Origin of the sequence: Micromonospora sp. NPDC007271 (genome assembly GCF_040634005.1) — a bacterium.
In the GTDB taxonomy this organism is placed as follows: Bacteria; Actinomycetota; Actinomycetes; order Mycobacteriales; family Micromonosporaceae; genus Micromonospora.
This window is the reverse complement of the sequence record NZ_JBEYER010000075.1, coordinates 24,547-38,188: the sequence shown is the minus strand read 5'-3', so window position 1 is coordinate 38,188 and position 13,642 is coordinate 24,547. Positions and strand designations below refer to the sequence as shown.

11 protein-coding genes are annotated in these 13,642 nt (G+C 72.4%); 6 read left to right on the top strand and 5 right to left on the bottom strand.

What is annotated here, in order from left to right; genetic code table 11:
- Positions 1–119 precede the first annotated feature (119 nt).
- From ABZ570_RS24130 to ABZ570_RS24105, 6 genes are all read left to right on the top strand, one after another.
- Positions 120–734 (top strand): TetR family transcriptional regulator, encoded by a 615-nt coding sequence (locus ABZ570_RS24130; protein WP_358067751.1) that lies wholly within the window; start codon positions 120–122, stop codon positions 732–734.
- 276 nt (positions 735–1,010) lie between these two features.
- Positions 1,011–1,286: a phosphopantetheine-binding protein gene (locus ABZ570_RS24125; protein ID WP_358067748.1), complete on the top strand. Its 276-nt coding sequence runs from the start codon at positions 1,011–1,013 to the stop codon at positions 1,284–1,286.
- 34 nt (positions 1,287–1,320) lie between these two features.
- The gene (locus ABZ570_RS24120) at positions 1,321–2,667 is read left to right on the top strand and encodes an NAD(P)/FAD-dependent oxidoreductase (protein ID WP_358067745.1); all 1,347 of its coding nucleotides are present in this window, start codon (positions 1,321–1,323) and stop codon (positions 2,665–2,667) included.
- Between the two features lie 37 nt (positions 2,668–2,704).
- Entirely contained in the window at positions 2,705–3,796 is a 1,092-nt protein-coding gene (hppD, locus tag ABZ570_RS24115; protein ID WP_358067742.1) for a 4-hydroxyphenylpyruvate dioxygenase, read from the top strand.
- A 116-nt stretch (positions 3,797–3,912) separates the two neighbouring features.
- On the top strand, positions 3,913–5,160 hold the full coding sequence (locus tag ABZ570_RS24110) for a PLP-dependent aminotransferase family protein (RefSeq protein WP_358067754.1): 1,248 nt from the start codon (positions 3,913–3,915) through the stop codon (positions 5,158–5,160).
- Positions 5,157–6,494, top strand: coding sequence for a cation:proton antiporter (locus tag ABZ570_RS24105; protein WP_358067739.1), 1,338 nt, complete (start codon positions 5,157–5,159; stop codon positions 6,492–6,494). Before ABZ570_RS24110 ends, ABZ570_RS24105 begins: the two co-directional genes overlap by 4 nt.
- A gap of 48 nt (positions 6,495–6,542) precedes the next feature.
- Here ABZ570_RS24105 and ABZ570_RS24100 read toward each other — a convergent pair whose 3' ends face one another.
- The 5 genes from ABZ570_RS24100 to larE all read right to left on the bottom strand — a co-directional run bounded on the left by ABZ570_RS24100 (position 6,543) and on the right by larE (position 13,638).
- On the bottom strand, positions 6,543–7,469 hold the full coding sequence (locus ABZ570_RS24100; RefSeq protein WP_358067736.1) for a lysophospholipid acyltransferase family protein: 927 nt from the start codon (positions 7,467–7,469) through the stop codon (positions 6,543–6,545).
- Between the two features lie 19 nt (positions 7,470–7,488).
- The gene (locus ABZ570_RS24095) at positions 7,489–9,066 is read right to left on the bottom strand and encodes a lactate racemase domain-containing protein (protein WP_358067733.1); all 1,578 of its coding nucleotides are present in this window, start codon (positions 9,064–9,066) and stop codon (positions 7,489–7,491) included.
- A gap of 37 nt (positions 9,067–9,103) precedes the next feature.
- Complete coding sequence (locus ABZ570_RS24090) at positions 9,104–10,399, bottom strand: zinc-binding dehydrogenase (protein ID WP_358067730.1); 1,296 nt, start codon at positions 10,397–10,399, stop codon at positions 9,104–9,106.
- A complete protein-coding gene (locus ABZ570_RS24085; RefSeq protein ID WP_358067727.1) occupies positions 10,399–12,699 on the bottom strand; it encodes an HAD-IB family hydrolase in 2,301 nt (766 codons plus the stop codon). The genes ABZ570_RS24090 and ABZ570_RS24085 overlap by 1 nt, the downstream gene beginning before the upstream one ends.
- Positions 12,700–12,792: 93 nt before the next feature.
- Positions 12,793–13,638 (bottom strand): ATP-dependent sacrificial sulfur transferase LarE, encoded by an 846-nt coding sequence (gene larE / locus ABZ570_RS24080; RefSeq protein ID WP_358067724.1) that lies wholly within the window; start codon positions 13,636–13,638, stop codon positions 12,793–12,795.
- Between the last annotated feature and the right edge of the window lie 4 nt (positions 13,639–13,642).

The window sequence follows — 13,642 nt, the reverse complement described above, 5'->3', positions numbered from 1 at the left end:
CTGCGCCATGCTATGGCCGCTGCGTAGTGGGGTGTCAAGTGTCAGATGCCCCAGTCGGTGAACTCGCCGCTATCGCCGGGTAGGATCTGCGCCGAGTGGTTTGCGAGGAAGGACGGCCGGTGAACGACGACGTTCCCGTTGTCAGCGCGGGAAAGAGGACAGGCCGACGGTCCGGTCCCACTGTCAGTCACCGGCTCATCCTGGACATCGCCCGCGGCCAGTTCGCCGAACACGGCTACGAGGGCACCACGATGCGGACCATCGCGCAGGAGGCCGGCGTCGACAGCGCGTTGATCCACCACTTCTTCCTCACCAAGGAGGGGCTCTTCGAGGCGGCGGTGCGGGGCGCGCTGAACCCTCCGGACCTGGTCTCGCGAGTGATGGCCGGCCCCCGGGGCAGGGCCGGTGAGCGCACCGTCGAGTTCTTCTTCACCTACTGGGACGAGCCGGAGGCCCGGGAGCGGCTCACCGCCGTGCTCCGCTCGGCCACCGAGAACGACGAGGCCGCGGAGGCGCTGCGCGGGTTCCTCGGCGACGTGGTGATCCTGCCGTTGGCCGAGGCGCTGGGGCGTCCGGAGCCCAGGCTGCGCGCCGCGCTGGTCGGCTCCCACCTGATCGGTCTCGCCACCAGCCGGTACGTCTACCGCGTGCCGGAGCTGGCCGCGCTGACGCCGGCCGCGCTCGCCGCCGGTACCGGAAAGGCGATCCAGACCTACCTCGCCGGGCTCCTCTGACCGTCGCCGCGCCGCGTCGACGCTCCGCCCGGCCAGGTCCACCTCCCGCCGCCCGTTCACTCTCGGTAAGGGGCTGAGCGCGTCGCGGTGTCCGCGCTGCCGGCCCGGGGGTCGCCCATCCGACCCGAGATCGTCCGCCGCCACGGCTTGACGTACGAGGCGCGCTCCCTAGAATTCATCAGGTAGAGATGTCATCAGGAGGGGAAGACGGGGCGATCTCTCGCCGATGCCGCCCCACCTGGGGCCAGAGCGAGATCCGCCGACTTGGAGGCGTCCGTGTCCGCAGGCCAACGCGAGGAGATTCTCCGCCGACTCACCAGCTACGTACGGCAGGAGCTGTTGCGGGAGCAGGACGACGGGGTCGCCAGCGAGCTGCGCGCCGACTCCCCGCTGCTCGAATGGGGAGTCCTGAACTCGATGAACACCGCTCGGCTCATCTCGTTCCTGCGGGAGGAGCTGGCGGTGGAGGTGCCCCCCACACACATCACCGGCCGCCACTTCCACAGCCTCAACACCGTCACCGACCTGGTGTTGTCGCTGCCGAAAACCTGACGACGGCCGACGGTCCCAGCCAACGGAGGGCGACGTGGAAGCAGAGTTCGACATCGGCATCATCGGGGGCGGCCCAGCCGGCTCGACCGCGGCGTCCTACCTGGCGAAGGCGGGTCTGTCGGTCGTGGTCTTCGAAGGGGAGCGGTTCCCCCGGGAGCACGTGGGCGAATCGCTGGTTCCGGCCACGACACCGGTGCTGCTGGAGATCGGCGCGATGGACGCGGTCGAGGCCGCGGGTTTCCCGAAGAAGTACGGCGCCGCCTGGACGTCCGCCGAGACCCGCCCGGTGAGCCACCTCGGGTTCACCAACCTCACCCACGACTTTCGGCTCGCCGAAGTCATGTTCAACGAGCGGGACCAGGCCGGGGTGGACCGTGACTACACGTTCCACGTCGACCGGGGACGGTTCGACCAGATCCTGCTCGAACACGCCGCCAAGCTGGGTGCCACCGTCCACGAGGGCGCGCGGGTCAACCGGGTCGACTTCGACGGCGAGCTGCCCGTGCTGGCGGTCCGCACCGGCGACCAGCACCGTGAGGTGCCGGTGCGGATGGTGGTCGACGCCAGCGGCCGGCACACCGCGCTGGGCAACCAGTTGAAGGTCAAGGTCGCTGATCCGGTCTTCAACCAGTACGCGATCCACACCTGGTTCGACGGCTTCGACCGCCAGGCGCTCTCGGTCGACAAGACCAAGGCCGACTACATCTTCATCCACTTCCTGCCGCTCACCGACAGCTGGGTCTGGCAGATCCCGATCACCGAGACGATCACCTCGGTCGGCGTGGTGACCCAGAAGAAGCGGTTCGCCGCCGCCGCCCGTACCGACCTCGACGCCTTCTTCTGGGAGTGCGTCGGCAGCCGGCCGGAGCTGCTCACCGCGCTGCGCGGCGCCAAGCAGGTCCGGCCGTTCAAGTCCGAGGGCGACTACAGCTACGCGATGCGACAGATCTGCGGCGACAACTTCGTGATGATCGGCGACGCGGCCCGCTTCGTCGACCCGATCTTCTCGACCGGGGTCAGTATCGCCCTCAACAGCGCCCGACTCGCCTGTCGGGACATCGTGGCGGCGGCGCAGGCCGGGGACTTCAAGCGGGAACGGTTCACGACGTACGAGACCCTGCTGCGCCGCGGGGTGCGCAACTGGTACGAGTTCATCTCGGTCTACTACCGGTTGAACATCCTCTTCACCGCCTTCGTGCAGGATCCGCGGTACCGCCTGGACGTGCTGAAGATGTTGCAGGGCAACATGTACGACGAGGCCGAGCCGGTCGCGCTGGTCCAGATGCGGGAAGTGATCCGAGCCGTCGAGCAGGACCCCGAGCACCTCTGGCATCCCTATCTCGGCGAGCTCTCCGCCCCCGCGGCAGCGCCGATCTTCTGACCGTACCGGGCCCCCGACGGCCCGCGAGGAGGACCTTGTGACCGCACCCAGCGAGTTTCGTGACCTCACCGTCGACCATGTCGAGTTCTACGTGGCCGACGCCGCCACGAGCGCCTGCGATCTGGTCCTGCGCTACGGCTTCACCGCGGTCGGCGCCCGCGACGTCCCGGGCGACCACCGGTCGGTTCTGCTCCGGCAGGGCCCGAGCGTGTTCGTGCTGACCGAGGGCCGCGACGACGACCACCCGGCGACCCTGTACGTGCAACGGCACGGTGACGGGGTCGGGAACATCGCGATGCGCACACCGGACGCGGTGGGGGCGCTGCGGGCCGCAGTCGCCCGGGGCGGCCGGGTGGTGGCGGAGCCGGCCGCGCAGGACGGCTTCGTGACCTCGGCGATCGGGGCCTTCGGCGACGTGACCCACACCTTCGTGCAACGCCCCGCCGGCGCGGGGGACGGCGCGTTGCCCGGCTTCACCGGGGAGGCGCCGGTCGAGGTCCCCGGCGCCGACCGGCCGCTGCCCCTGCCCCTGCTGACCGGGGTCGACCACTTCGCGGTCTGCCTGGAACCGGGCACGCTCGGGACGACGGTGGACTACTACACGGATGTCCTCGCCTTCGAGGTCACCTTCGAGGAGCGGATCGCGGTCGGCACGCAGGCGATGTTCTCGAAGGTCGTACAGAGCCCGTGCCGCGGGGTGACGTTCACCCTGATCGAGCCGGACACCAGCGGCTCCACCGGCCAGATCGACGACTTCCTCAAGGAGCACGACGGCGCGGGTGTCCAGCACATCGCGCTGGGCAGCGAGGACATCGTGGCGTCGATCGGCGCGCTGATGTCCCGCGGCGTCGAGTTCCTCGCCACCCCCGGCGCCTACTACGACCTGCTCGGCCGCCGACTCGACCTCAGCCGCTACGACGTGGAGCAGTTGCGCGCCCGCGGCATCCTGGTCGACGAGGACCACGACGGGCAGCTCTTCCAGATTTTCGCGCGGTCCACCCATCCGCGGCGGACGTTCTTCTTCGAGGTGATCGAGCGGCTGGGTGCCCGTACCTTCGGCAGCGGCAACATCAAGGCCCTCTACGAGGCGGTCGAGGCGGAGCGGATCAAGACCCAGGGCCAGCTGTGACCGCCGAGGCCCTGCCGGACGCCGCCACCGCGGCGGTGGGCGCCGGGGCGACCCCGCGCCTGATCCTGGACCGGCGGGACCTGCACGAGTCGCTGGGCGACCCGCTGTTCGACTCCATGAACCTGCTCAACGAGATCGCCAACCGGTTCCCGGAGGCGATCTCGTTCGCCGCGGGCCGGCCGTACGAGGAGTTCTTCGACGTCGAGGACGTGCACCGCTACCTGCGCCGGTTCTGCCGCTACCTGCGCGCCGAGCGGGGGTACGACGAGCGGCAGGTCAACCGGGCGCTCATGCAGTACGGCCGCACCAAGGGCGTCATCCACGAGCTGGTGGCCCGCAACCTGGCGGTGGACGAGGGCATCCACGTCGACCCGGAGGCGGTGGTGGTCACCGTCGGCGCGCAGGAAGGAATGAATCTGCTGCTGCGGGCGCTGCGCGCCGACGTCCGCGACGTGCTGCTCGCCGTCTCGCCGAACTACGTCGGCATCCGGGGCGCCGCCCAGCTGGTCGACATGCCGGTGCTGCCGGTCGACGGCGGCGACCGCGGCGTCGACCTCGCCCACCTCGCGACGGTGGTGGCGGCGGCGCGTGCGGCCGGCCAGCGCCCCCGAGCCCTCTACCTGGTGCCCGACTTCGCCAACCCGTCGGGACTGAGCATCGACCGGGGGCACCGGCTGGCGCTGCTGCGGGCCGCCGCCGAGCTGGACATCCTGCTGCTCGAGGACAACCCGTACGGGCTGTTCCACGCCGGCGGGGAGCGGCCGCCGACGCTCAAGGCGCTCGACCGGCACCAGCGGGTCGTCTACCTCGGCTCGTTCGCCAAGACCGGGATGCCGGGCGCGCGGGTCGGTTACCTGGTCGCCGACCAGGTGGTGCGGGTGGAGGGCCGGCAGGTGGGACTGCTCGCCGACGAGCTTTCCAAGATCAAGAGCATGCTCACCGTCAACACCTCCCCGCTCGCCCAGGCCGTCGTCGCCGGCAAGCTGCTGACGTACGACCACAGCCTGGTCCGGGCCAACGAACGCGAGGCGGTGGCCTACCGGCGCAACCTGCGGCGGCTCCTCGACGGGCTGGCCGCCCGGTTCCCCGGCGCCGGGCGGCACCCGGCCGCCGTGCGGTGGAACGCCCCCACCGGCGGCTTCTTCGCCGTGCTCACCGTTCCCTTCACCGCCGACGACGCGCTGCTCGAAACCTGCGCCCGCGACTTCGGCGTGCTCTGGACGCCGATGCACCACTTCTACGGCGACGGCGACGGCGGCGGGCGGCGGCAGATTCGACTGTCGATCAGCCTGCTCACCCCGGAGCAGATCGACCGAGGGTTGGACCGGCTGGCCACCTTCATCCACGACAGGAGCCGGACGTGACCGCTCCCATCCCGCCGCTCGGCGCCGACCTGCTGGTCACGCTGCTCGCCCAGCTCGCCGCGCTGCTCCTGCTCGGCCTGCTGCTCGGGCGGCTCGCCGCCCGCTTCGGACTGCCGGCGATCGTGGGGGAGCTGATCGCGGGCATGATCCTCGGCCCCTCGCTGCTGGGCAACCTCGTGCCGGCGGCCCACTCGTGGCTGTTCCCGCCGGACCCGGACCAGATGCACCTGCTCGACGCGGTGGCGCAGCTCGGCGTCCTGCTCCTGGTCGGGGTGGCCGGCACCTCACTGGACACCAAGGTGCTGCGTCGCCGGGGCACCTCGGCCGCCCGGATCAGCGTCGGTGGACTGCTGGTGACGATCACCTTCGGCGTGCTGATCGGGCTGTCGGCGCCGGCGGCCCTGATCCCGGACACCACCGAACGCCCGGTCTTCACCGTCTTCCTCGCCGTCGCGATGTGCCTCACCGCCATCCCGGTGATCGCCAAGACGCTCGCCGACATGAAGCTGATCCACCGCGACGTGGGGCAGCTCATCATGACGGCCGGGATGGTGGACGACACGGTCGGCTGGTTCCTGCTCTCCATCGTCTCCGCGATGGCGACCGTGGGCCTGCACGCGGCCCAGGTCACCCGGTCGGTGCTCTACCTCGTGGGCTTCGTGCTGTTCGCCTTCCTGATCGCCCGGCCGCTGGTACGCCGGGTGCTGCGGCTGGCCGGCCGATCCGCCGAGGGCGGCCCGATCCTGACCACCAGCGTGGTCATCATCCTGGCGGGCGCCCTGACCACCCAGGCCCTGCACATGGAGGCGGTCTTCGGCGCCTTCATCGCCGGGATCCTGATCGGCGAGCTTCCCCTGGAGCAGCGGCAACGTCTCGCCCCGCTGCGCACCGTCGTCCTGTCGGTGCTCGCGCCGATCTTCCTCGCCACCGCCGGGCTCCGGATGGACCTGGCCGTCCTGCTCGACCCACCGGTCCTGCTCGCGGCGGTGGTGGTGCTGTCGGCGGCGATCGTCGGCAAGTTCGTGGGCGCCTATGCCGGCGCCCGGTGGAGCCGGCTCGGCCACTGGGAGGGGCTGGCGGTCGGGGCGGGCATGAACGCACGCGGCGTCGTCGAGATCGTGGTGGCGATGGTGGGCCTGCGACTCGGCGTCCTGGACATCTCCTCGTTCACCATCATCGCGCTGGTGGCGATGGTCACCTCGCTGATGGCGCCGCCGCTGCTGCGGTTCGCCATGTCCCGGGTGGCCGCGCGCGAGGAGGAGATGCTGCGCAAGGCCGACCACGACGCGGCCTGGTCCACGGCCCCGCCGGTGTCGGCACCGCAGCAGGAGTGACCGGCTCCGCGGCCGGTCGGCGCCGACCGACCCCGGAGCCGGGGCCGGTCAGCGGGGGCCGGCCGGCCAGACCCGCCGGGTGGGGCGGCTGTCCGTGACCGGCAACTCCCGGGTGGCCGCCCAGACCCGTCGCCAGCTCGCCCCCTGCGGGCCGACGGTGCGGGTGGTGGCGGCCCGCGGCGTCAGCCGCAGCGACCGGTACCAGCCCAGCTCCTCCTCGGACCAGAGCCGTGCCACGGCGGTGACGATCCGCTGGTGGAAGTCGCGCGGGCTCTCTCCCTCCGCCGGCCACAACGGCCGCCCGTAGCGCACGACGACGCCGGGGCGGCCCGGCATCGGCCAGTTGCGCCCCCGGGGCATGGCCGCGAAGGTGCCCCGCAACGCGATGGGGACCGCTGGAATGTTGCGGGAGCAGCAGAGGTGGGCGGCGCCCAGCCGCATGCCGCTCATCCAGCCGTCCTGCGAGCGGCTGCTCTCGGGGAAGAGCAGCAGGCTCCAGCCCTCGCCGAGCAGGGTGGGAGCAAGGCTGCGCTGCCGCCGGTCGCTGTGCCGCTCGATCGGGAACGCGTTGAAGACCAGGGAGGTCACCACGGCCCGCCAGCGGGCGTCGAAGAAGTAGTCGGCGGCCGCGCCCACGGCGACGCGGTGCGCGAACCGGCGCGGCACCGACCCGAGGATCAGCGGTGCGTCCAGGTGGCTGGCGTGGTTGGCAACGAAGATCACCGGGCCGGGCACCCCGTCGAGGTACTCGGTGCCGCGTACCACCGGCCGGGTCTGCGTCCACGCGACCGACTTGAGCACGCCGCGTTGGAGGCCGAAGCGGACCACCCGCGCCGCCCGGGTGCGCGCCCAGGCGGTGGGGAACTGGGTGGGCTCCGGTGCCAGCTCGTACGGCTCCGCCGAGCGCGGTGTGGTCGAGCGACCCCGCCAGTCGCGCCGGCCGCGGAGGTTCTTGAACTCGCGGATCAGCCCCATGCCGCCTCCTCGCCTCCGCTCATCGCACGTCCGCCAGGGTCAGTGGCGGCGCGTGCAGGTAGGTGATGCTGGGGCTCGACCCGACGGTGTCACGGGCCATCTCCAGCGCGTCGTTGAGCGTCGACGCGGCGCGGAAACCCATCCGCGCCGCGGTCCGCCGGTCGGCACCGACGAAGATGACGTCGCCCAGGTGCTCCATCGCGTGCGCGCCCCAGTACCACATGTAGAACGGGTGCACGCCGTGGTAGGCGTAGCTCTTCCGGTACAGGTGGACGTACCACGGGTCGGTGGCGTACTGCTGCTCGTACTTGGTCTCGATCGCCACCGGGTCGGTCGTCTCGCTGAGGACCTCTTCGAAGAAGTCGATGTAGCTCGGGTGGTGCACCGGGTGGAACTCGTTGGGCATCGGGTGGTAGAAGATCGCCACCCCGCCCGGCCGCACGATCGGCTGGTTGCGGTAGAGGTTGAAGAAGTAGCCGAGCCCGAGCGACATCACCAGGATCGGATTCATGATGGAGTTGACGTTGTACGGGCAGATGTAGGGCAGTCCCCACACCCCGATGTCGCTCTGCCCCGGCACCTCGGTCAACTGCTGCCGGTGCACGTTGGCCAGGGTGAGCGGGTGCACCGACGCCGGTGCCCCGGCGTGCACCCCGGTCACCCCGTACGGGGCGTTGTTGCGTTGCCACAGCTGCCTGCGCAGCTTCGGCGGGGTGAGGTCGTTGGCGCGCTTGACCGCCAGGTAGGCGGCCTGGTCGGCGAGGCGCCACTCCCACTCCCGGCGGTTGAGGAAGCCAAGTTGCGTGGGAAAGGCGTCGGAGTTGACCGTCGTCTCGACGGTGAACACCTTGACGTGGTCGTTGAGGACGTCGGCCATCCGGTCGTACGAGTGGTGCATGGCGGAGTTGGCCGGGTCGTTGAACGAGCGCGAGTGGCGCAGCGTGTGCACGTTGTGGTGGTGCCGCAGGCTGCGGTACGAGGCCAGGCCGACGGTGACCGACTTGCTGCCGCCGCTCATCGCGGTGAGGTTGACGTTGACGTAGACGATCAGGTCGCTCTCCGCGGCCCGCCGGTTGATCTCGACGTCCTCGCCGTGCCGGGTGGTGCCCAGGTGGGTCAGCCCGTCCGGGTCCTCCGCGTCGTGGTTGCGCAGGTGCGCCGGGAAGAAGGCCCGGAAGACCCGTTCGCCGACGATGCGTTTGAGCTCGGCCGGGGTCATCCGCCGGTGCAGCGAGTTCGCGGCGACGAGTTCGACGTCGTCGACGCCGGCCTCGGCGGCGAACTCCAGCACCTGCTCGATGACCCGCTGCCGGATGTCGGGCGGGCGCATCTGCGGCAGCGGGATGGAGATGTCGTCGAAGACGATGGTCAGCCGCATGCCGGCCCGCAGCAGCGCAGGCAGCGGTTCGGCGTCGACGGGGTGGAGCAGCGCCCGCCGGATGGCGGCGTCGACGTCCGGCAGCGCCGGCAGCGAGTCCGGCGGGTAGACCACCCGGGTCCCGAGCGGGAACCGCTCCAGGCGGAACCCGTCGCCCTCGTGCACCAGCAGGGACGGGGTCCGCTCGTCGACTTCCAGCACGAATCCGGGTCTGCTCATGGGATGTCCCTCTCCTGTGGCCCTCGGGTTGCCCCGGCTAGTTACGCCTCGGATCGAAGGCGACCTTGATGGTGCCGAGCTCGCCGGCGCGTGCGGCGTGGCCGATCGCCTCGCGCCACCGCGACAGCGAGTAGACGGCGTTGACGTAGCCGTCCAGGGGTGCCGCCGCGGCCAGCGTCAGCGCCTCCGCGAACTGGCCGGCCCGGTCGGCCGGCTCGTCACCCGGCTCCGCCACGCCGCTGCCGTCCGCCGCGCCGGCGGCGTCGGCCGTGCTGGCACCGTCCGCGCCCTCCGGCACGCCGCGCCCGTCGGAGGCGTACGAGCCGACGAGGCGCAGTTCGCGGAACCAGACCGGGGTCAGGTCCACCCGGCCGGAGGGCATGCCGGAGAGGACGACCGTGCCGCCGGCCCGCACCAGGCGCAGCGCCGTGTCGAGGCCGCTGGCCGCGCCGCTGCACTCGTACGCCAGGTCGGCGCCGCCGAGCAGGAACTCGGGGCCGAGCACCGGGTGCTCCAGGGTGCCGCCGCAGGCCCGGCGCAGCGCCCGGGCCGCGCGGGACGGCTCGAACACCTCGGTGGCGCCCAGGGCCCGGGCGCGTTCCCGCTGGTGGCCGTGCTTGGCGATGACGTAGATCGGCCCGACCCGGGTGGCCGCCCGCAGGGCCAGCACGGTCAGCAGCCCCACCGTGCCCGCGCCGACCACGAGGGCAGCGGCGCCGTCCGGGATCGCGACCCGCCGTACCGAGTGGATGGCACAGGCGAGCGGCTCGGTCAGCACCGCCCGGTGGTCGTCGAGCCCGTCGGGCACGGGGTGGAGCTGGCTGGCGTGGGCGAGCATCCGCCGGCTCCAGCCGCCGCCGGTGTCGGTGCAGAATCCGGTCTGCAGGCCGGCGGCCAGCCGACCGCCGGTGATCCGGTCGCACCGGCTGTGTCGGCCCACCTGGCACCAGCGGCACGGGGGCACCGCCCGGGCCACGCAGGAGAGCACCGGGTCGACCACCACGCGGGTCCCCCTGGCCAGGCCGGGAAGGTCGTCGAGGGTCTCGGCGACCACCTCGTGCCCGGGCACGAACGGCATCGACACGAGCGCGCCCAGGTAGGGCGAGGAACGGCCGGTGAGCAGGCTCAGGTCGGAGCCGCAGATGCCGGAGAGCAGCGGCTTGAGCCGGGTCCAGCCGGTCGCCGGGCGGGCCGGCTCGGCGTGGTTGACCAGCCGCAGCGGCGCGACGTTGGTGGCGAGCGCCCCGGACATCCGGGCGCCGAACCGGGTGGAACTGGCTCCGCGGACGGTGAGGAACCGGGCCGGGGAGCGGCGGTACTCCAGCGCCAGCATCAGTGCTCCCTCCCGCCGACGCCGCCGCCGGTGGAGACGGCGGCGATCTCGAGCATCGTCTCGACCGGCCCCTGGGTGTGGCCGCCCCACTCGGCCACCGGCCAGTTCGCCCGCTTGGCGTGCCGGAACAGCCGCGGGTCCGGGTTGACCGCCACCGGGTTGCCGACCCCTTCCAGCAGCGGCCGGTCGGAATAGCTGTCGCCGTAGGCGTACGAGCGGGTCAGGTCGGCGCCGACCCGCTCGGCGTACCCGCGGACCCAGGCCATCCGCGCCTCCCCGACCAGGGGCGGCGCCGCCAGGAAGCCGGTCAGCACGCCGTCGCGGGTGTGCAGCCGGCTCGACACCACCTCGTCGAAGAGAGGGGCGAGCGACTCGATCAGGATGTCGGCGGAGCCGGTGATGAGGATCGTGCGGTGGCCGGCGGCGCGGTGGGCCCGGATCCGCCGGATCGCCTCCGGCATGGCCCGGCGCAGCAGCGCGTCGCCGACCCGCTCGCGGACCAGTTCCCGCAGTGCCTCCTCCGACGCCCCGGCGTACCGGCGCATGAAGGTCCTGATGAACTCGCCGCGGCTGCGGTGCTCGGCCCGCAGGTAGCGGGGGGTGGCGGCGGCGAGTGCGGCGATCTCCCCGGCCCAGCCGCCGGTACGCCGGTCCAGCAGGCGGGCCCAGAGGAACGACTCGATGAGGTTGGAGGCGACCACCGTGCCCTCCAGGTCGAAGACGGCGACGATGTCGCCGCCGCGGGGCAGCGCCGCGGCGCCGGCCGCCGGTCTGCGGGTGACCTGCTGGCGCAGCAGCGCCGTGATGCTGGGGCAGTGCACCTCCTGGAGGTAGTGCGACCAGGACAGGTCGGCCACGTCGAAGCCGAACGCGGCGGCCCGCTCGGCCGGCAGGCGCCGGTGGAGGTCGACCGTCCGGGTGTCGGTGTAGATCGCTTCCACCTCGGCGTAGACACCGTAGAGAGTGGAGAGCCGGCGCAGCAGCTCGACCCGGCGGGACTCCTTGTGCACCTTCGTCATCCACTCGCGGGTCCGGGGCGAGGCCGGCAGCCGCAGCAGGTTGCGCTCGGCCATCGACACGGCCCGCTCACCGGTCCGCAGCATCCGCTCGATCTTCCGCGCCCCGGGGAACCGCCAGGTCGGCACGAGGATGTGCCCGCGGCGCCCGGCGTCGGGCAGGGGATGGCGCCGGAAGTAGCTGCGGATGTTCTCGTCGAGCTGCCGCAGGGTCAGCGGGTTCCGGGCGCCGGTGCCGATGTGGTAATAGGCGGGCCGGCCCGGTTCGGGTTCGACCGCCGCGATCGCCAGGGTGGCGTTGGTGACCAGGTCGATGGGGACGAGGTCGACCACGCCGTCGGGGAGCCCGGGGAAGTCCGGCAGCGCGCCCCGCCCGTACGCCAGGATGATCGGGTCCATCATCTTGAAGGAGTCGAACCAGCCCGGGTACGGGTGCCGCAGGGCGCTCTGGACGATCGCCGGCCGGACCACCGAGACGGCGAGGTTCGCCTCCCGGGCGTACTCCTCGGCGACCCGTTCGCCGAGGGCCTTGGTGAAGGTGTAGACGTCCGGCCAGCCCAGGCTCTGCGCCCGGGTACGGCCGTAGTCGACGAGCCGTTCGGTCACCTGCTCCCGGCGGGCCTTCTCGGCCGCCCGGGCCGTGGTCTGCGGGCCGGCCTTGCCGTGCTCGGCGCGAGCGGCGGCGAGCAGGGCCCGCAGCGCCTCCGGCCGGCGGGAGGCCCGCTCGACCTCCGCCCGGGCGGCGCGGGCCGCCGCGAGTTCGGCCCGCCAGTCCACGTCGTGCTCCAGCGAGTTCTCGGCGACGACGCCCTTGCGGGCGCCGGCCACGTAGGCGGTCGAGACGTGCAGCACGTGCGGCGCGCGCGGCAGGGCTCGCACCGCCTCGTAGAGGTTCACCAGGCCCTCGACGTTGGCCTGGAACGCCTCGTCGATGGGCGGGTCGAAGGAGACCGTCGAGGCGCAGTGGATGACGGTGGTGAGGTTGTCGGGCAGGATCGGCACGCCGTCGGCGAGGTCGCCCTCGACCACCGCGACGCGGCCGGCCATGGCCGCGGCGATCCCGTCGGCGCCGATGCGCCGCCGCAGTGTACGGAAGACCGGCTTGCGGGCCAGGCTGGCGAGCCGTTCGGCGGCCGACGTGGTGCCGCGGGCCCGGATCAGCACCGTCACCCGGGTCGTCGGAAAGTCGGAGAGCAGCCGTTCCAGGGTCGCCTGGCCGAGGAACCCGGTGGCGCCGGTGAGCAGCACGTGAGCCCCGTCGAGGGTCCAGTCGGGCGTCGGCACCGGTTCACCGCCTTCGCGTCGGCGTCGAATTCATCATGTGAGGATACCGCCGATCGGCGGCAGCGCCAGAGCCGAGTTGCCGGAGCGCTCCGGTCAGCGCCAGCGGGCCGCGTCCGGCAACAGCTCGTTCATTGCGCCGGACCGGAACGCCTCCACGGTCAGCGGGGCCGTGCCGAACCCGGCGGCGCGGATCGCGGCCGCCACCCGCTCGTCGGCCCGGACCCGCTCGACCAGGCCGCCGTCCACCTCCACGCGGACCGCGTCACCGAGGTCCCGGACGCGCAGGTCGACCACGCCCTGCGCGGCGAGCAACTGCCGGACCGTCAGCTCGGCCCGCTCCACCCGGGCCAGCCGGGCGGGGGAGATCGGTATCCCGAAGGCGATTCGGCTGGACAGGCAGGCCGCCGCCGGCTTCTCGGCCGTGGCGAGCCCCCAGCGCCGGGCGATCGCCCGCACCTGCGACTTGTCCAGCCCCAGGTCGGCCAGGGGAGTGCGAGCCCCCCGCTCGCCGGCCGCGCGGATGCCCGGCCGGAAACCCGCCCGCACGTCCGAGGCGTTGGTGCCGGTGACCAGGGTCTCGTAGCCGTGCCGGTCGGCCAGTTCCCGGGCCGCGTCGACCAGCGTGCTCTTGCAGAAGTAGCAGCGGCGGGGGCCGTTGTCCCGGTAGCCGGCGACGTCCAGCTCGTCGGTGTGGACGACGTGGTGGGGCACCCCGAGGCCGTCGCAGAAGCTCCGCGCGGCGGCGAGCTCGGCGGCCGGCACCGCCGGCGACGCGGCCGTGACTGCGGCGACCCGGGCCACGCCGAGGGCGCGCACCGCGGCGGCGAGCACCACACTGGAGTCAACTCCGGCGGAGAACAAAACGAGCGTCGTGCCGTATCGTGTGAATTCCTTGACAAGCTGACTGGCGACCAGATGCACGCTGTCCTGGTGTTCCACGAGG

Excerpts from the sequence above, each read along its gene's own strand:
- ABZ570_RS24100 (WP_358067736.1), bottom strand. The coding sequence starts at position 7,469 with ATGGGGCTGATCCGCGAGTTCAAGAACCTCCGCGGCCGGCGCGACTGG.
- ABZ570_RS24095 (WP_358067733.1), bottom strand. The coding sequence starts at position 9,066 with ATGAGCAGACCCGGATTCGTGCTGGAAGTCGACGAGCGGACCCCGTCC.
- ABZ570_RS24110 (WP_358067754.1), top strand. The coding sequence starts at position 3,913 with ATGAACCTGCTCAACGAGATCGCCAACCGGTTCCCGGAGGCGATCTCG.
- ABZ570_RS24090 (WP_358067730.1), bottom strand. The coding sequence starts at position 10,399 with ATGCTGGCGCTGGAGTACCGCCGCTCCCCGGCCCGGTTCCTCACCGTC.